18 protein-coding genes are annotated in these 18395 nt (G+C 65.3%); 14 read left to right on the top strand and 4 right to left on the bottom strand.

Annotated elements, in window-relative coordinates; genetic code table 11:
• Positions 1 to 8: 8 nt before the first annotated feature.
• The 3 genes from IP86_RS12020 to IP86_RS12030 form a co-directional block, all read right to left on the bottom strand.
• The gene (locus IP86_RS12020; protein ID WP_054162806.1) at positions 9 to 2306 is read right to left on the bottom strand and encodes a TonB-dependent receptor; all 2298 of its coding nucleotides are present in this window, start codon (positions 2304 to 2306) and stop codon (positions 9 to 11) included.
• Between the two features lie 341 nt (positions 2307 to 2647).
• Entirely contained in the window at positions 2648 to 4054 is a 1407-nt protein-coding gene (locus tag IP86_RS12025; RefSeq protein ID WP_054162758.1) for a M20/M25/M40 family metallo-hydrolase, read from the bottom strand.
• Positions 4055 to 4271: 217 nt separating this feature from the next.
• Positions 4272 to 5876 (bottom strand): helicase HerA-like domain-containing protein, encoded by a 1605-nt coding sequence (locus IP86_RS12030; protein WP_054162759.1) that lies wholly within the window; start codon positions 5874 to 5876, stop codon positions 4272 to 4274.
• A gap of 314 nt (positions 5877 to 6190) precedes the next feature.
• Between IP86_RS12030 and IP86_RS12035 the strand changes: the two genes are divergently transcribed.
• Both IP86_RS12035 and IP86_RS12040 read left to right on the top strand, forming a co-directional pair.
• Positions 6191 to 6559, top strand: a complete 369-nt coding sequence (locus IP86_RS12035) for a hypothetical protein (RefSeq protein WP_054162760.1) — start codon at positions 6191 to 6193, stop codon at positions 6557 to 6559.
• 20 nt (positions 6560 to 6579) lie between these two features.
• Entirely contained in the window at positions 6580 to 6987 is a 408-nt protein-coding gene (locus IP86_RS12040; protein WP_054162761.1) for a DUF4332 domain-containing protein, read from the top strand.
• Positions 6988 to 7138: 151 nt separating this feature from the next.
• Here the strand turns inward: IP86_RS12040 and IP86_RS12045 are convergent, their stop codons facing one another.
• The gene (locus IP86_RS12045; protein WP_054162762.1) at positions 7139 to 7564 is read right to left on the bottom strand and encodes an OB-fold protein; all 426 of its coding nucleotides are present in this window, start codon (positions 7562 to 7564) and stop codon (positions 7139 to 7141) included.
• 768 nt (positions 7565 to 8332) lie between these two features.
• Here IP86_RS12045 and folP point away from each other — a divergent pair.
• The 12 genes from folP (at position 8333) to IP86_RS12110 (ending at position 18339) form a co-directional block, all read left to right on the top strand.
• Positions 8333 to 9199 (top strand): dihydropteroate synthase, encoded by an 867-nt coding sequence (folP, locus tag IP86_RS12055; RefSeq protein WP_054162764.1) that lies wholly within the window; start codon positions 8333 to 8335, stop codon positions 9197 to 9199.
• Positions 9196 to 9573, top strand: a complete 378-nt coding sequence (gene folB, locus IP86_RS12060) for a dihydroneopterin aldolase (RefSeq protein ID WP_054162765.1) — start codon at positions 9196 to 9198, stop codon at positions 9571 to 9573. The genes folP and folB overlap by 4 nt, the downstream gene beginning before the upstream one ends.
• Positions 9566 to 10069, top strand: coding sequence for a 2-amino-4-hydroxy-6-hydroxymethyldihydropteridine diphosphokinase (folK, locus tag IP86_RS12065; protein WP_054162766.1), 504 nt, complete (start codon positions 9566 to 9568; stop codon positions 10067 to 10069). Before folB ends, folK begins: the two co-directional genes overlap by 8 nt.
• A gap of 108 nt (positions 10070 to 10177) precedes the next feature.
• Entirely contained in the window at positions 10178 to 12049 is a 1872-nt protein-coding gene (locus tag IP86_RS12070) for a methylmalonyl-CoA mutase subunit beta (protein ID WP_054162767.1), read from the top strand.
• Positions 12046 to 12510, top strand: a complete 465-nt coding sequence (locus tag IP86_RS12075) for a GFA family protein (RefSeq protein ID WP_054162768.1) — start codon at positions 12046 to 12048, stop codon at positions 12508 to 12510. Before IP86_RS12070 ends, IP86_RS12075 begins: the two co-directional genes overlap by 4 nt.
• Positions 12511 to 12570: 60 nt before the next feature.
• The gene (scpA, locus tag IP86_RS12080) at positions 12571 to 14730 is read left to right on the top strand and encodes a methylmalonyl-CoA mutase (protein ID WP_054162769.1); all 2160 of its coding nucleotides are present in this window, start codon (positions 12571 to 12573) and stop codon (positions 14728 to 14730) included.
• A gap of 53 nt (positions 14731 to 14783) precedes the next feature.
• Positions 14784 to 15083 (top strand): nucleotidyltransferase family protein, encoded by a 300-nt coding sequence (locus tag IP86_RS12085; protein WP_245290600.1) that lies wholly within the window; start codon positions 14784 to 14786, stop codon positions 15081 to 15083.
• Positions 15083 to 15430 (top strand): HepT-like ribonuclease domain-containing protein, encoded by a 348-nt coding sequence (locus tag IP86_RS12090; protein ID WP_054162771.1) that lies wholly within the window; start codon positions 15083 to 15085, stop codon positions 15428 to 15430. Before IP86_RS12085 ends, IP86_RS12090 begins: the two co-directional genes overlap by 1 nt.
• A gap of 37 nt (positions 15431 to 15467) precedes the next feature.
• Positions 15468 to 16232 (top strand): DUF3298 and DUF4163 domain-containing protein, encoded by a 765-nt coding sequence (locus IP86_RS12095; protein ID WP_054162772.1) that lies wholly within the window; start codon positions 15468 to 15470, stop codon positions 16230 to 16232.
• Positions 16216 to 17208, top strand: coding sequence for a methylmalonyl Co-A mutase-associated GTPase MeaB (gene meaB, locus IP86_RS12100; RefSeq protein ID WP_054162773.1), 993 nt, complete (start codon positions 16216 to 16218; stop codon positions 17206 to 17208). Before IP86_RS12095 ends, meaB begins: the two co-directional genes overlap by 17 nt.
• A 157-nt stretch (positions 17209 to 17365) precedes the next feature.
• Positions 17366 to 18013 carry a pyroglutamyl-peptidase I gene (locus tag IP86_RS12105; protein ID WP_054162774.1) on the top strand — a complete coding sequence of 216 codons (648 nt, stop codon included), beginning with the start codon at positions 17366 to 17368 and terminating at the stop codon, positions 18011 to 18013.
• A gap of 68 nt (positions 18014 to 18081) precedes the next feature.
• Positions 18082 to 18339, top strand: a complete 258-nt coding sequence (locus IP86_RS12110) for a hypothetical protein (protein WP_054162775.1) — start codon at positions 18082 to 18084, stop codon at positions 18337 to 18339.
• Positions 18340 to 18395 lie beyond the last annotated feature (56 nt).

Below are 18395 nucleotides of genomic sequence, written 5' to 3' on the forward strand. Positions count from 1 at the left end.
TTACGCGATCAGAAATCGAACGCCGCGGAAAGGATGTAGGTGCGCGGCGCGCCAACGGTCACGTAGGTGCCGGTAGTGAGCCAGTAGTTCTCGCCGGTGACGTTCTCGATGTTGAAGCGGAAGGTGACGGGCTTGCCGGTGAGCTGCGTCGTGGTGTAGCGCGCGCCGAGGTCGAGCCGGGTCCAGTCCGGGAATTTCACCGTGTTCGCGGTGGTGAGATAGGAGCTGCCGGTGTAGATCACCCGGCCGTTGAGCGAGAGGCCCTGCACCCACGGCGTATCCCAGTCGAGACCGCCCGAGAACGTCTTGTCCGGCACGCCGGCAGCGTCGTTGCCGCGCTGGGTCGGATCGCTCGGGTTGGTCAGTTCGGGCTTGATGAAGGTCGCACTGACCATGCCACGCAGGTTCGGCAGGATCAGGCCGTAGGCATTGAGCTCGACGCCGCGATTGCGCTGCTCGCCGTCGTACGCCAGTGAACCCAGAACGCCGCCCGCGGTGCGGATCTGGCTCGGTCGCGCGATCTGGAACACCGCCGCGGTGGTGGTGATCAGCCCCCAATCGACCTTGACGCCGGCCTCCTGCTGCTTCGACTTGTACGGCGCGAGCACGTCGCCGACGTTGTCGTAGCCGGCCCCGACGATGGTGCCGCGAGTCAGGCCTTCGGCGTAGTTCGCGTACAGCGACACGTTGTGCCACGGCTTGACGACGATGCCGGCGAGCGGCGTCGTCGCGCTGGCGTCATAACCGCTGGTGAACGCGCCGGTGATCGTGCTGAAGCTGTCCACCTTCACGTTCTGGCGGCGGACGCCGAGTGTCAGCAGCACGGATTCGTTCAGGACCGACATGGTGTCGACGATCGCTACGCTGGTCAGCGTCGATTCGGACGCGAGCCGGGGCTCTGTCCGTGGCAGCGTGATGCTCGGTAGCGGCGACGGATTGTAGATGTTCGACGCCGCCCTGTTGCCTTGAATGTAGGCGTTGCCGGCCTCCTGATAGAAGCCGGTATAGGCGACGTTCACCTTGTGGTTGATGAAGCCGGTGTCGAACTGCGACCGGAAGCCCGCATTGCCGCTGACGGTCTTGGTGTAGGAGTCGTAGTAGTTGTTCTGCACCGTGAAGTTGCCGAGCGCATTGACGGCGACAGCCGACGACGGGAAGGTCTGATCGTTGGTGCCGTCGCGATAGCCGACGCCCGCATAGGCGGTGAGCCAGTCGGTCAGGTCATATTCGGCCGCGGTGGCGATGGTGTTGTCCCTCTGCCGCAGCTTCGTTCCGGGATACCAGTTGCTGCGCGCATCGGGCGCCGCCGGAATCGACGTCAGGGTCGACAGCAGGCTGATCTGCGGCCTGAAATTGTCGGTGTCGTCGTTCTGCGAGATCGCATCGAGCGTCCAGCGGAACCGGTCGCCGCGATAGTCGATCGCCAGCGCGCCGAGGCCGCTGCGGAAATTGCCGTCGTCGATCGAGGCCTCGCCGTTGCGGCCGACGCCGTTGAAGCGGACGCCCCATTCCTTGTTGTCGCCGAAGCGGCGGCTGGTTTCGAGATGCAGGCCGTAGTTCGCCGAACTCATGAAGAACGGCGTCAGCCGCGAGAAATCCTGCTCGGTGGCGCGCTTGGTGACGATGTTGATGCCGCCGCCGACGGCGCCGCTCGGCGCGATGCCGTTGATCAGCGCACCGGGGCCCTTGAGCAGTTCGATCCGCTCGATGATCTGCGCCGGAATGCGCTGCGACGACGACAGCCCGTACAGGCCGTTGAGGCCGACGTCGGTGGCATTCACGGGGAAGCCGCGAATGACGAAGGTGTCGTCGAAACCGTTGCTGCCGGTGCTGGTCCGCACCGACGCGTCGTTGATCAGCGTGTCGGCCGCGGTGCGCGCCTGCTGGTTCTCGATCAATTGTGACGTGTAGTTCACCACCGAGAACGGCGTATTCATGACGCTAGTCGAACCCAGCAGGCCGAGCGTGCCGCCGCGCGCCACCTGGCCGCCCGCATAGGCCGGCGCGGGCGCGCCGATGGTGCGCGTCGAGCCCATCGTGGTCGGCGGCACCACCGGTGCGGGCGGCCGCTCGGTCGTTTGCCGTGGCACCACGCGCGCTGCGCGCTGCGGAGCGCTCCGGGTACGCGCGGCCGGCGCGACGCGCGCGCGCTGCTGCGGCGCATCGACCGACACAGGCGGCAACACCCGCGTTTCTGCGCTTTGTGCAAGGCTCTCCGACACGCCCACGCCAGTCAGGCACATCGACACCACGCCCGTCGCGACGCCGAAGTACCAACGATTCTTGTTGTTGTTGAATTCACTCACCGGATGCCCCCAGTTCACTTCAAGCGTCGTGACTAGGAGATGCGTGCAGGCGAAACAACGCGGCGAGTTTAGAATGCATTTACGTTCGAGACGCGATTGGCCGTCGCATCATCGAAGCAGATTAGAACCGCTCTAGCGAAACCGTCGGACGAGCGCCGAGCGATCTCGGCGCATAGACCGCCGCGCGACCCGGAATCTGAAATTGTGACAGCGCGTTGCGGCGTCGAACTACGCGAATGGAACCGCGGGGCGTTAGCGCCGTCCGCCGCGATCGTCTCGATCCGCGTCTCGCGTCTCAAGCGAGACGCGACGATTGTCGTGTGACGTTCTGCCGCGCTGCGTCAGCGCGGCGCGTCCGCGAGGGCGCCGAGAATGCGCACCCAGGAGCGGATGCCCTTGCGGAAGCTGTTGAGATCATATTTCTCGTTCGGCGAATGGATGTTGTCGTCGTCGAGACCGAAGCCGATCAGCACGCTGTCGAGTCCCAGCGTGCGCTTGAAATCGGCGACGATCGGAATCGAAGCGCCCGAGCCGATCAGCACCGCATCCTTGCCCCACTCCTCGGTCAGCGCACCGCGTGCCGCCGCCAGCGGCTTCATGTTCCAGTCGAGCGCGATCGCCGCGCCATTGGAGTGATCGAGAAACTCGGCGCGGCAGTCGCCCGGCAGCCGCGCGGTGACGAAGGCACGGAACGCGTCGCGGATTTTCTGCGGGTCCTGGCCCTCGACGATGCGGAACGACACTTTCGCCGACGCTTCCGCGGGGATCACGGTCTTCGAGCCCTCGCCGGTGTAGCCGCCAACGATGCCGTTGATGTCGCAGGTCGGCCGCGAGATCAGTTGCTCGATCAGCAGACGATCGTCCTCGCCCGCGGGAATCGACAGCCCGATCGGGCCAAGGAAACTCTCGGCGGTGAGGTTGAGGCCCTTCCACTGCGCCAGGATGTCCGGCGGCAGATCCTTCACGCCGTCGTAGAAGCCCGGAATGGTGATGCGGCCGTGCTCGTCGTGCAGGCCGCCGAGAATACGCGTCAGCACGCGGATCGGGTTCTGCGCGCCGCCGCCATAGACGCCGGAATGCAGATCGCGGTTCGCCGCCTTGATCTTCACCTCTTCATAGACGAGCCCGCGCAGCGACGTCGTGATCGCCGGCGTCTGCGGGTCCCACATCCCGGTGTCGCAGACCAGCGCGAAGTCGGCGGCGAGATCGGCCTTGTTGGCTTCCAGGAACGGCACGAAGTTCTTCGAGCCGACCTCCTCCTCGCCTTCGATCACGATGGTGAGGTCGAGCGGCAGTTCGCCCGTCACCTGTTTCCAGGCGCGGCAGGCTTCGACGAAGGTCGAGAGCTGGCCCTTGTCGTCCTGCGCGCCGCGCGCAACGATGATCTTGCGGCCGTCCGCATGGTCGGCGACCACCGGCTCGAACGGCGGGCGATGCCACAGTTCGAGCGGATCGACCGGCTGCACGTCGTAGTGGCCGTAGAACAGCGCGTGCGGCCGGTTGCCGGTGTTGCCTTTGGACTTGGCGACGATCGCCGGATGCCCCGCCGTCTCACGCACCTCGGCGTCGAAGCCGAGCGAGGCGATATCCGCGCACAGATGCAGCGCGGCCTTGCTGCAGTCGGCCGCGTAGGCCGGATCGGCCGAGATCGATTTGATCCGCAGCAACGCGAACAGCCGCTCCAGCGCGGCATCGAAATCGGCATCGGCGTGGGCGAGCACGGACTGGACTTGCGAGAGGGCGGACATGGCTGTGTGTTCCTTGTTATGACTTGTGGTGCCGAGCGGCACGACTGTCGCGCGTTTGCTCCGTCATTGCGGGGAGCACCCAGATCGGCGCTTGGCGCCGTCCGAGTACAGGCTCCGCGACGAAGCAATCCAGCGCGGTGCCCGGAGCTGGATTGCTTCGCTTCGCTCGCAATGACGTTGAAAGTTCGTCATGCGATGGCGCAACGCGCATCGTCGCTCACTTCCGCAACATCCCGCCCAGCGTGCCACGCACGATCGAACGACCGACCGAACTGCCGAGCGAGCCGCCGACCTTCTTGCCGAGTTCGGCGGCGAGACCGCCGACGACCGTGGTGGCGACGGTGCGGGCGACGCTGCGCGCGACGGTCTGCCCGGTCGTGAGCTTGCCACGCGGCGTATTGGTGCCGAACACGGTGGAGACGATGCTGCCGATCTGGCCGAGCAATCCACCTTCGGCCGGCGCGGCGTCCGTGGCCTTGCCTTCGATTCGGGCGCGCAGTTTCTCGTAGGCGGATTCGGAATCGATGGCGGTGTCGTATTTGCCCTTCACCGGGCTCGCGGCGATGATCGCCTTGCGCTCCTCCGGCGTGATCGGCCCGATCCGCGCCGACGGCGGCCGGATCATCACCCGCTCGACCATCGCCGGCGTGCCGTTGCCTTCGAGGAACGACACCAGCGCCTCGCCCTTGCCGAGTTCGGTGATCGCCTTGGCGGTGTCGAGTTTGGGATTGGGTCGGAACGTATCGGCGGCGGCCGCGACCGCCTTCTGGTCGCGCGGCGTGAAGGCGCGCAGCGCGTGCTGCACGCGGTTGCCGAGCTGCGCCAGCACGCGGTCCGGCACGTCGATCGGATTTTGCGTCACGAAGTACACGCCGACGCCCTTGGAGCGGATCAGCCGGACCACCTGCTCGATCTTGTCCATCAGCGCCTTCGGCGCGTCGTTAAACAGCAGATGCGCCTCGTCGAAGAAGAACACCAGCTTCGGCTTGTCGGGATCACCAACCTCAGGGAGTTCCTCGAACAGCTCCGACAGCATCCACAGCAGGAACGTCGCGTACAACCGCGGATTGCTCATCAGCTTGTCGGCAACGAGGATGTTGACGAGGCCGCGGCCCTGATTGTCGGTCCGGATGAAATCTTTCAGCTGCAGCGCCGGCTCGCCGAAGAAGCTTTCTCCGCCCTGGTTTTCCAGCACGAGCAATTGCCGCTGAATGGTCCCCACCGTCTGCTTGGTGACGTTGCCGAGCGCCTGCGCGGCCTGGCGGATGTCGGCATTGACGTCGCCGTTCTCGGCGACCTTGGCGGCGATCGGCGCGATCGCGTCGAGCATCGCGCGCAGATCCTTCATGTCCATCAGCGGCAGGCCCATGTCGTCGGCGACACGGAACGCGACGTTGAGCACGCCCTCCTGCACGTCGTTGAGATCGAGCATCCGCGACAGCAGCAGCGGCCCCATCTCCGACACGGTGGCGCGCACGGGATGGCCCTGCTCGCCGAACACGTCCCAGAACACGGTGCTGAACTGATCGGGCTGGAACGTCAGTCCCATGTCCTTGGCACGCTTGAGGATGAAGTCCTTGGCCTCGCCGGCCTCGGCGATGCCTGACAGATCGCCCTTGATGTCGGCGGCGAACACCGGCACGCCGGCACGCGCGAAACCTTCGGCCATCACTTGCAGCGTCACCGTCTTGCCGGTGCCGGTCGCGCCGGTGACGAGGCCGTGGCGATTGGCAAGGCCAAGCGTCAGCCAGGCAGGCTGCTCGCCTTTGCCGATGAAGATCTGTCCATCGGTATCGCCGTTACCGGTTTCGCGCGCCGTCATCGTGCCGTTTCCTCGGATGCGAGATGCGGAGCCATCGCAAGGCTCCGTGCTCCGCATATCCTGCATAATGATGAGAACTTCTCAACGCTCATTCATCGCAGACCAAATGCCGCGGCGAAGGCGTCGCAAATCGTCCAGCTTTAATCTGTTGGTAGAGAGCTTTGGGCAAGAACGCTCTTGCAATGTTGCAACACTTGATTCGAATCCCCGCCGCCCGGCGGCTTCTCTCGCGCGCGTTGCTTGTGTTTCGAAGCGTGGGAGATCAGGATGATCGGACAAGTACAATCCGGCAGAAAACCGGCGGCGGGGGCGTAATGGATGAGTTGATTGACCGGCTGGCCGAGAAGGCCGGCCTGGAGAAAGCTGTTGCCGGCAAGAGCGTCGGCATCATTCTCAACTTTCTCCGCAATGAAGGCCCGCAAGTCCACGTCCAGGCTCTGATCGACACCATCCCCGGCGCCGAAGAGGCGATCGCGTCCGCAGACGGTTCGCGCAGTACGCTTGGACGTCTGATGGGCGGCGGCATCATGGCGGTCGGTACCAAGCTGATGGGCCTCGGCCTCGGCATGGGCGACATCCAGAAGCTTGCGCGCGAGCTGTTCCATTTTGGTCGTGAAAAGATCGGCGCCGAGCGGATGAGCGAAATCATCTCCGGCACGCCCGGCCTCCGCCAGTTCACCTGACCAATCAGTTCCCGAGCGTCATGACATATCCAATTTCCCAGATTGACGGCATCTCGGCAGCAGCCGCCGCCAAACTGAAATCGATCGGCATCCGAACCACCGAAGCCCTGCTCGAAGCCGCCAAGACGACCCGGGGCCGCAAGGCACTCGCCGCCAAGACCGGCCTCAGCGAGCAGCAATTGCTGGAATGGGCCAACATCGCCGACTGCATGCGCATCCCCGGCATGGGCAAGGCCAAAGCCGAACTGCTCCGCGCCGCCGGCGTCAACACCCTGCGCGAATTCACCCACCGCAACCCGGCGCGGCTGGCGCAGAACATGAAAGAAGCCAACCTGCAGCGCAAGCTGGTGCGCGCCCTGCCGTCCGAAAAGGAAGTCGGGCAGCTGATCGAGCAGGCACGGAAACTGCCGCTGAAGATCAGCTACTAAAAAAGAGCCGCATAGCCGGATTTTATTAACTATTACCCTTCAAGCGAGCACGACCTTCATCACTCAGGTCGAGCAGGAACGCTCTCACTGTGTTTCCATAACTGCAAATACACCGCGCGCATCCAACGACACGGGGCAATCAGCGTACCGATCACTGCATCGAGCACTTCTTAAGCAGCACGTTTCCCATTTTGCCGCTCACCTCACCTTTAACGGAAACGCGCTGGCCTTTCGCGAGTCGGGCAACTGCCGATTCTTCTGCCTTCGTGAACATACACTGCGCGCCATCGAGAAAGCCCTTCCCGCCAACGACTATGAATGCGGAATCAAGAATGTCCTTGCCAATGCTTTGAATCACCCCGGAGATTACCACCACTTTGCCCTTATATTTTGCGTCAGCGGCGACCTCGTTTGCGTTATATTCGTAGTACAGTTGATCGGCTGAAAGTGTGTAGCTCGGCGACTGCGACTGGATTTGCCTTGTGTCTGTGTCGGTATCCAGACTCCCTGCCGCCAGAATCGCGAATGCGGCGAGTGCGAACAACGAAAAAAGATGGCGAAGAGCGGTATTATTCATGACGCCCTACTCTGTTTAACGTCGATAATTCGATCGAAGGCCAATGCAGCTGCGATCGCGAAAGCTATCGTTATCATGTCGATAATATCAAACGTGCCTGGTACCAGACGCAAAGATTGACCGATCTCTGAAGCTAAAGCGACGACGGGCACCGTCCAAAGCCAAATTACAGCTGAAAGAGACCTCAACTCAAACCAAATCACTCGAACGAACAACATGTATGAGAATGTCCAAAGGGCGAATGGCATCGAATAGACGACCCATGCCGGAATGATCGACCCGATTCCCAAAGAGTACATTCGTAGCGAATGGATAGTCGGGAATACACCGATTGCACTTGCCCACCGAAACAGCAGAAGCGAATCGGTACGGAAGAGAACATAAATTACCGAGCCAAGGAGTAGTGAAGCCGCGGCTAAATAGAAACAAATGAGCTTAACTGCCGCAACAGTTGCGAGGGAATTGCGCATGGAACAAGCCAAACAAAATCGTCAGTCGACAAGCGAATAAGCGATGCAACTATACGTTTCTACTTGTCCTGTCCACTCCTGCCTCCAAGAGCCAACAGCTGACTCAGGTCAACATCCAGGCGGGCCTTCACGACGGTTCGAAGTAGTGGTGCGTTCGGCAGATTCGGAACGTCAGCCCGATCTTCAGTCCTGATCAAACCTCTATCGGACACAGGAACGGTTTAGTAAACGGTCTTGAGCACCGCCATCCCTATGCCCCCGCTTGACAGCCTAACTCGGACCGCGCAAAGCGCTGCGTATGAGCGCATCACCGCAAAAGCTAGCCATACCCGCCGCCACCGGCCCCGACCGGCTGCGGGCGCTGCTGGCGCGGCCCCTCCCTCTGGTGATGGGCATTCTCAATATCACCCCGGACTCTTTCTCCGACGGCGGCGATTTCATCGCGCCGGAGCGGGCGCGCGAGCACGCCGCGCGGATGATCGCCGAGGGCGCCGACATCATCGACATCGGCGCGGAATCCACCCGGCCCTACGGCTCGCAGCCGGTCTCGGCCGAGCAGGAATTGCAGCGGCTGGCGCCGGTGCTCGCCGCGGTCGCGGCGCTCGGCGTGCCGGTGTCGATCGACAGCATGAAGGCCGAGGTGGTCGATTGGGCGCTGAACAACGGCGCGGCGATCGCCAACGACGTCTGGGGCCTGCAGCGCGATCCGGAGATGGCCCGCGTCGTCGCCGCGCATGGTGCGCCCGTGGTGGTGATGCACAATCGCGACGCGGTCGATGAGACGATCGACATCGTTGCGGATATCGACGCGTTCTTCGCGCGTTCGCTGGCGATCGCCGCACGCGCCGGCATTGCCGATACCAACATCGTACTCGATCCCGGCATCGGCTTCGGCAAGACGCCTCGGCAGAGCATGATCGCGCTGGCGCGGCTCGCCGAGTTCAAGCATTTCGGCCTGCCGATCCTGGTCGGCGCGTCGCGCAAACGTTTTATCAGCACGGTGGTGGCGTCGGAGCCGAAGGATCGCCTCGGCGGCTCGCTCGCCGCGCATCTGATCGCCGTGCAGAACGGCGCACAGATCATCCGCGCGCACGACGTCGCCGCCACCGCGCAGGCGCTGAAGGTTGCGCACGCGATCACCACCAGCATCGAGGACAGCCGATGAGCGACACCATCTTCATCACCGGCCTGGTGCTACACGCGCGCCACGGCGTGATGGACCACGAGACCGAAGTCGGCCAGCGCTTCGTGATCGACCTCGAACTCGCGGTCGATCTGTCGGAATCCTCGCGCACCGACCGGCTGTCCGACACGGTCTCCTATTCCAACGTCGTCGCCTGCGCGACCGCGGCGTTCAAAGACGCCAACTACAAACTGCTCGAACGCGCCGCCGGCGCGGTGGCCGAAGCGATCCTGTCGACTTTTCCGAAAATCGGCGCGGTCAAGATCACGGTCCACAAACCACACGCGCCGATCGCGGCGATCTTCGACGACGTCGGCGTGATCATCACCCGCACCCGCCAGAGCACGCATGGCTGAGGCGCTGATCGCGCTCGGCGGCAATGTCGGCGACGTCCGTGCGACGTTCGACAAGGCGATCGCCAATATCTGCGGCATGACGCAGGCCGACCTGCTGGCGCGTTCCTCGGACTACACGACGCCGCCATGGGGCGACGAACAGCAGGACGCTTTCGTCAACGCCTGCATCGCGATCGACACCCGGCTCGATCCGCTGTCGCTTCTGCAAACGCTCCACAAGATCGAGAAGCGCTTCGGCCGCGACCGCGCCAACGAGCGGCGCTGGGGTCCGCGCACGCTCGATCTCGACCTGCTGGCTTATGCCGATGCCGAAATCGATCGTCCCGATTTGACGCTGCCGCACCCGCGGCTGTTCGAGCGCGCCTTCGTGCTGGTGCCGCTGGTCGAGATTCGGCCTGACGGGAGCATCGGCGGACGGTCCTTCAGGGACGCGCTGGCGGCGCTCCCCACCGACGGAATCGAGCGTTTGCCGCCCCGCGGGCAATGCAGCACATAATTCTGCGTCCTGCGCCTTTTGGCCCGAAACAACCGTTTGGCATGCCGCGCCGCGCGTGGCATTTTCCGGCCCAATCAAGTTTTCGTATCTGGGAGTCCGATTTCCAACATGTCTTCCGCAACCAACGAGCTGTCGCTCGCCGACGATTTCCCGCCGGCCGACCAGGACCAATGGCGCAAGCTGGTCGACGGCGTGCTGAAGGGCGCCCCGTTCGAAAAACTGGTCAGCAAGACGCATGACGGCGTGACCATCCAGCCGATCTATCCGCGCGCCAAGGGCGCCGCGCCGGTCGCCGGCCGCGCCCCCGCCGCGCCATGGGCCATCACGCAGCGGATCGATCATCCGGATGCGCGCGAAGCCAACAAGCAGGCGCTGCACGATCTCGAAAACGGCGCGACTGGATTGACGCTGGTCTTCGCCGGCAGCGTCGGCGCGCGCGGCTTCGGCCTGCCGCCGACCAAGGACGCGCTCGAGACGGTGCTGGATGGCGTTCACCTCGACGCCGGCATCGCGATCGAATTGCAATTCGCGCCGCAGTCCTGCGATCTGGTTAGCCACCTGGCCGATCTGATCAAGAGCCGCGGCACCGATCCGGCCGCCTGCCAGCTCCGCTTCGGCATCGATCCGCTCGGCGCCCGCGCCGTGCAGGGATCGAGCGCGTCCGACTGGGCCGAGATCGCCAGCGGCGTCGCCCAGGTCGCCACCGGGCTCGCGGCGCTCGGCTTCAAGGCCAACCTGCTCGCCGCCGATGGCCGCGTCATCCACGACGCCGGCGGTTCGGAAGCCCAGGAGCTGGCCTTTGTGCTCGCCTCCGCCACGGCCTATCTGCGCGCGCTGGACGCTGCCGGCGTGCCGCTCGACCAGGCGCGGAGCATGATCTACGCGCGACTGTCGTCGGACGCCGATCAGTTCCTGACGCTGGCGAAGTTCCGTGCGCTGCGGCTGCTGTGGGCGCGCGTCGAGGAGAGCTGCGGACTGGCGCCGAAGCCGCTGTTCGTCGCCGCCGAAACCGCGTGGCGGATGCTGACGCAGCGCGACCCGTCGGTGAACATGCTGCGCGCCACCGTGGCGACCTTCTCGGCCGCGCTCGGCGGTGCCAATTCGCTGGTGGTGCTGCCGCACACGCTGGCGCTCGGCCTGCCCGACGCCTTCGCGCGCCGCGTTGCCCGCAATACGCAGCTGATCCTGCTCGAAGAGTCCAACCTCGACAAGGTCGCCGACCCGGCGGCCGGCGCCGGCGGCATCGAGGCGCTGACGCAGGAACTCTGCGCCTCCGCCTGGGCGCAGTTCCAGGAGATCGAGAAAGCCGGCGGCGCCTTCTCCGCGCTGGCTGCTGGCCTGATCCAGCCGAAGGTCGCGGCGACCCGCGCGGCGCGCGACAAGGCGATCGGCAAGCGCCGCGACGTGCTCACCGGGGCCAGCGAATTCCCGAACCTGCACGAGGCTCCGGCGACGGTGTTGAAGCTGACGCCGGCCGCGGTGCCGCCGTCCGGCGAAGCAAAGATCAGCTTCGAACCGCTGACGCCGGTCCGGCTCGCGACGCCGTTCGAAACGCTACGCGACAAGTCCGACGCAGTGCTCGCCGCCAAGGCAGCGCGGCCGAAGGTGTTCCTCGCCAATCTCGGCACGCCGGCCGATTTCACCGCGCGCGCGACCTTTGCGAAGAGCTTCTTCGAGACCGGTGGCATCGAAGCGATCGACAGCGAAGGCTTCACCGATCCCGCCGCCCTCGCCGCCGCCTTCAAGGCTTCCGGCGCGGCATTCGCGTGCCTGTGCTCCTCGGACAAGGCCTATCCGGCGCACGCCGCTCCGGCCGCTGAGGCGCTGCACCAGGCCGGCTGCAAGCGGATCTATCTCGCGGGCCGTCCGGGCGAGCTGGAGGCTAGCCTGCGTGAAGCCGGAGTACAGGAGTTCATCTTCGCCGGAGGCGATGCCCTCGCGCTCCTGACCAATGCCTGGACCGAGATCGAGGCGGCATGACTGCGGCCGGCAAACCAGTACTCACCGGCGGCTGCCAGTGCGGGGCGATCCGCTTCGCGCTGTCGGCCGCGCCGCTGCGGGTGACGCTGTGCCATTGCCGGATGTGCCAGAAGGCGACGGGCGGTCCGTTCGCCGCGATGGCCGAGATCGCCCGCGAGAACTTCGCCTGGACCCGCGGCACGCCCGCGTCCTTCCGCTCCTCCTCGGTCGCCGAACGCGACTTCTGCAAGGATTGCGGCACACCACTCGGCTACCGGCTGCTGGTCTGCGACAGCATCGAGATCATGACCGGAACCTTCGACCGGCCGGACCGGGTGGTTCCGACCCTGCAATACGGCATCGAGGCCCGGCTCGGCTGGACCGGAACCATCGCGAACCTGCCGGGCAAAACCACGTTGCAGAACTACGGGCCCGATCGGATGGCACAAGTGTTCAGCTATCAGCAGCCGGACCACGACTGAGCCTCGCATGACGCGTCAAACCGGCCATGATAACATCGGCTGGAACAGAGAACGAAGAACATGAGCAAGATTCCGAACTTCGCCGACCTCGCCTTCCAGCCGACCGCCGCCCCTGCGCCCGCAGGCGAAGCCCAGCCGTGGCTGACGCCGGAAGGCATTCTGGTAAAGCCGGGCTACTCCGAAGCGGACGTGGCCGGCATCGATTTCCTCGACACCTGGCCGGGCGTCGCGCCGTTCCTGCGCGGCCCCTACCCGACCATGTACGTCAACCAGCCCTGGACGATCCGGCAATATGCCGGCTTCTCGACCGCGGAGGATTCCAACGCGTTCTATCGGCGCAACCTCGCCGCCGGTCAGAAGGGTTTGTCGGTGGCGTTCGATCTCGCCACGCACCGCGGCTACGATAGTGATCATCCGCGCGTCGCCGGCGACGTCGGCATGGCCGGTGTGGCGATCGATAGTATCTACGACATGCGCACGCTGTTCGCCGGCATTCCGCTCGACCAGATGAGCGTGTCGATGACCATGAACGGCGCGGTGCTGCCGATCCTCGCGCTGTTCGTCGCCGCCGCCGAGGAACAGGGCGTGCCGCCGGAGAAGCTGTCGGGCACCATTCAGAACGACATTCTGAAAGAGTTCATGGTGCGCAACACCTACATCTACCCGCCGACGCCGTCGATGCGCATCATCTCCGACATCTTCGCCTACACGTCGCAGAAGATGCCGAAGTTCAACTCGATCTCGATCTCCGGCTATCACATGCAGGAAGCCGGCGCAACGCAGGACCTCGAGCTCGCTTATACGCTGGCCGACGGCGTCGAATACGTCCGCGCCGGCATCGCGGCCGGGCTCGACGTCGACAAGTTTGCGCCGCGGCTCTCGTTCTTCTGGGCGATCGGGATGAACTTCTTCATGGAAGTCGCCAAGATGCGCGCGGCGCGGCTGCTCTGGGCCAAGCTGCTGACGCAGTTCGACCCGAAGAACGACAAGTCGCTGTCGCTGCGCACGCATTGCCAGACCTCCGGCTGGTCGCTGACCGCGCAGGACGTCTACAACAACGTCATGCGCACCACGATCGAGGCGATGGCGGCGACGCAAGGCCACACCCAGTCGCTACACACCAACGCGCTCGACGAAGCGCTGGCGCTGCCGACCGATTTCTCGGCGCGCATCGCCCGCAACACCCAGCTGTTCCTGCAGCAGGAGAGTGGCACCACCCGGATCATCGATCCGTGGGGCGGCTCGTACTACGTCGAGCGGCTGACCCACGACCTCGCCGTCAAGGCCTGGGGCCACATTCAGGAAGTCGAGGCGCTCGGCGGCATGGCCAAGGCGATCGAGGCCGGCGTGCCGAAGCTGCGCATCGAGGAAGCCTCGGCCAAGACCCAGGCGCGGATCGACACCGGCCGCCAGTCGGTGATCGGCGTCAACAAATACAAGCCGACCGACGAAGCGCCGCTCGACGTGCTGAAGGTCGACAATTCGACCGTGCGGCGGCTGCAGATCGACAAGCTCGGCCGGCTGCGCAAGGAACGCAAGCAGGCCGACGTCGATGCCGCACTCGCCGCGCTGACCAGCGCCGCCTCGGACGGCACCGGCAATCTGCTGGCGCTGGCGATCGACGCGGCGCGCGCCAAGGCCACCGTCGGTGAAATCTCCGACGCGCTGGAAACCGTCTACGGCCGGCATCGCGCCGAGATCCGGTCGCTGACCGGCGTCTATAAACGGGAGGCTTCGACCATGTCGGATCGCGTGGAGAAGGTGCAGGCGCTGATCGATGCGTTCGAGGACGCCGAGGGCCGGCGACCGCGCATCCTGGTCGCCAAAATCGGCCAGGACGGCCACGACCGCGGCCAGAAGGTGATCGCCTCGGCGTTCGCCGACATCGGCTTCGACGTCGACATCGGGCCGCTGTTCGCCACCGCCGACGAGGCGGCGCGCCAGGCGGTGGAGAACGACGTCCACATCCTCGGCGTGTCGTCACTCGCCGCCGCGCATCTCACCGCGGTGCCGGAACTCAAGGCCGCGCTGAAGAAGCAGGGCCGCGAAGACATCATGATCATCATCGGCGGCGTCGTCCCGCCGCAGGACTACGACGCGCTGTACAAGTCGGGCGCCGAAGCCATCTTCCCGCCCGGCACCGTGATCGCCGACGCCGCCGAAGAGCTGATCCGGAAGCTCAACGCGCGGCTGGGGCACACGAGTCAGGCGGCGGAGTAGCTGCGGAGACGGCGGCGATGTGATAGTCTGCGGCTATGACAACGGTCGCCGACATGCCGCTGGACACCATCCTCGCCCGCCTTCGCGCGCAGACTGACGCCCTGCGCGCCGCGGGCGTCGCTAAGCTGTTCGTGTTCGGCTCGCGCGCCCGCGGCGACGCGCGGCCGGATAGCGATCTCGACGTGCTGGTAAAGATGCAGCCCGACTACAAGCTGACCTGGAAAACGCCCCTTGAGATCGGCTCAATCTGCGAGGAAGCGACGGGCATATCGACCCAGGTCACTCTGCATGGTGACCATCTTAAGCCGCGTTTCGTCGAACGGATCGCGGACGATCTGGTCGAGGCAATCTGATGCCGCCAAAGACCGATGATCGGCTACGCGACATCATCGAAGGGATCGGGCACGTCGAGGTTCGGACCGCCGGCAAATCTCTGACCGACTTCAAGGCCAGTTTCGATTTACAATTGATGGTCGAGCGGCTTCTGCTCATCGTCTGCGAAGCGTCTCATCGACTTCCTGAAGAACTCAAGTCGCTGGGGACTGAAATCGATTGGCGTGGCATCAACAATTTTGGCAACCGGCTGCGCCATGCCTACCATACGATCGAAAGCGAGACCGTCTGGAACATCGTCATCGCCGATCTCCCGCGGCTGAAAGCATTCGCTGAAGCGCAGCGCCGGGCAGGATCTCACAACTAGCTCAAAGCGGATAATTCTCGTGGCACGTTTTCTTCAAATGTGGTCGTTCGTTCTGGTCGCTTTTCTGCTCTCCCCCGCTCTCGCCGAGCCGGCCAAACCCAAGCCCGACTTCGCGGTGAAGACCAAAGCGATCGACGGCACGGTTCTGCTCGATGCGGCGATCAAGGCCGATGCGAAGCTGGCGGAGAACTGCCTCGCCGAGGGCAAGAAGTACATCGCCGAGCAGCGCGCCGAGGCGGAGCCCGAGCTGAAGAGCGATCCAGAGCTGTTCCGCAATGGCCCGTGGACCTACGAGCGCAGCTACACGCAGGCCTCGCTGATCGCGGATCGCTATGTCAGCGTGCTGCGGATGGACTACAGCTACACCGGCGGTGCCCATCCCAACACCGAGATCGATACCGTGCTGTGGGACAGGCAGCAGGCCAAGCGCATCAGCATCCGGCCGTTCTTCACCGATCTCGCCGACGGCAGCCCGGCGATGCAGGCGATGGTCAAGGGTGTGCTGGCCTCGCTGAAGGCGGAGAAGAAGGAGCGCGGCACCGAGGATGACGGCGAGGACTACGCCAAGAGCATCGAACCGAAGCTGCTCAAGATCGGCCCCGTCACGCTCGCCCGCTCGACCGAGGCCGGCAAGAGCTCCGGCCTGATCTTCCACTACGCGCCCTATGCGGTCGGCGCCTATGCCGAGGGCACCTACGACGCCTACGTGCCGTGGCAGAGCCTGAAGCCCTACTTCACCGCAGAAGGCACCGCGATCTTCGGCGGCGAGCGCCCGAAAGGCGATGATGACCGCAACAAGTAAGAAGCCGCTCGATCTGCCGTCGCTGGCGAGCGAGGTGCGCGGCGGCCACCGCGCCGCGCTGGCGCGGGCGATCACGCTGATCGAAAGCCGGCGCGGCGATCACCAGGCCTCGGCGCGGGCGCTGGTGCAGGAGCTGCTGCCGCAGACCGGGCGCGCCATCCGCGTCGGCATCACCGGCTCGCCCGGCGTCGGCAAGTCGACCACGATCGACGCGCTCGGCATGTATCTGATCGAGCAGGGCCATAAGGTCGCCGTGCTGGCGGTGGACCCCTCCTCCGCGCGTACCGGCGGCTCGATCCTCGGCGACAAGACCCGGATGGCGCGGCTGTCGGCCGAAGCCAATGCCTTCATCCGCCCCTCGCCGTCGTCCGGCACGCTCGGCGGCGTCGCCGCCAAGACCCGCGAGGCGATGCTGCTGTGCGAAGCCGCCGGCTTCGACGTCGTGCTGGTCGAGACCGTCGGCATCGGTCAGTCCGAAACCGCGGTGTGCGACATGACCGATTTCTTCCTGGCCTTGATGCTGCCGGGTGCCGGCGACGAGCTGCAGGGCATCAAGAAGGGCCTCGTCGAACTCGCCGACATGATCGCGATCAACAAGGCCGACGGCGACAACATCGCCCGCGCCAATCTGGCCGCCGGCGAGTATCGCGCCGCACTGCACATCCTGACGCCGCGCTCGGTGCACTGGCAGCCGCCGGTGCAGACCTATTCGGCGATGACCGGCGCCGGCATCGCGGAGCTGTGGCAGTCGATCCTCGCCCACCGCGACGCCACCACGCCCTCCGGCGAGTTCGAGACCCGGCGACGCGAGCAGCAGGTCAAGTGGATGTGGACCATGCTCGAGGACCGCTGGAAGGCGCGCCTGAAGAGCGACGCCGCGATCCGCGCCAAGGTCAAGCACACCGAAGCCGACGTCGCCGCCGGCCGCCTCACCCCGGCGATTGGCGCCGATGCGATCGCGGAGTTGCTGGCGTGAGGGACCTCCCCCGCGCCAGGGCGTCATTGCGAGCCAACGGGTCCGGCCTTCGGCCGGCCCGATGACAGGCTCCGCGAAGCAATCCAGATGCGCGGTGCACGGAGCTGGATTGCTTCGTCGCTACGCTCCTCGCAATGACGGGGATGGGCATCGCCTCATGACCGCGCTGCGTATCTTAATCACCGGCTTTGGCCCGTTTCCCGGCGCGCCTTACAATCCGACGCCGGCGCTGGTCGAGCGGCTGGTCAAGCTGCGGCGGTCGGCGTTCGACGCAGTCGAGCGCATCGGCCATGTCTTCCCAGTGAGCTATCGCGCCGTCGACCGCGACCTGCCGCGGCTCCTTGCAACGCATCGGCCCGACGCGCTGCTGATGTTCGGCCTTGCCGCGCGGACCCGGCATTTGCGGATCGAAACCCGCGCCCGCAACGCCGTCACCATGCTGTGGCCCGATGCCGAGCGCACGACGCTGCGCACGTCCTCGATCACCCCGGGCCGGGACGCGCAGCAGTTCGGCCCGCATTGCGCGCGCCTGCTCCGCGCGGCCCAGGCCACAGGGGTCGACGCCCGCCTCTCGCGCGATGCCGGCCGCTATCTGTGCAACTATCTGAGCTGGCGCGCGATCGAAGCGACGCACAAGCCGGACGGTCCCCGCCTCGCCGCCTTCATCCACGTCCCTCTGCTGGCCCGCGATGGCCGCCCCTGGCCCGGCAGCGCGATCAGCGCCGAGCACCTGGCCGATGCGGGCGAAGCGATCCTGCTGGAGATGATCCGGCAGGCCCGCCGCGCAAGGCTCACGACGGCGTGATCGCCCAGGCGAGTTGCGAGTCTGAACCCGCGACGCGGTTCGGCGTTGGAACCCGATCGGAGGATCCTATGCCCTACGCGCTGTATTGCGACGATGCCAAGATCAGCAAGGCCTATCCGACCGAGGCCAGCGTCTGGAAACATGCCCAGGAAAGTGGCCTCGTCGTCGATGTCGATACCGGCGACGACTCGCCGCGGCCACGCCGCATCCTCGACAATGGCTACCAGATCCGCGCCTGCAGCGCCGAGCCGGGCGAAAACCCCGAGCACAACGAAGCCGAGGCGCATGCCGAGCGGGACTACCAGCTCTCGCGCAACGCTGCCTGAGAGTTAACCGTACCGCGAAACATCGCGCTGCTGCGACACCGCCGTCCCCCGGAGGA

This window comes from Rhodopseudomonas sp. AAP120 (assembly GCF_001295845.1).
Taxonomy (GTDB): Bacteria; Pseudomonadota; Alphaproteobacteria; order Rhizobiales; family Xanthobacteraceae; genus Rhodopseudomonas.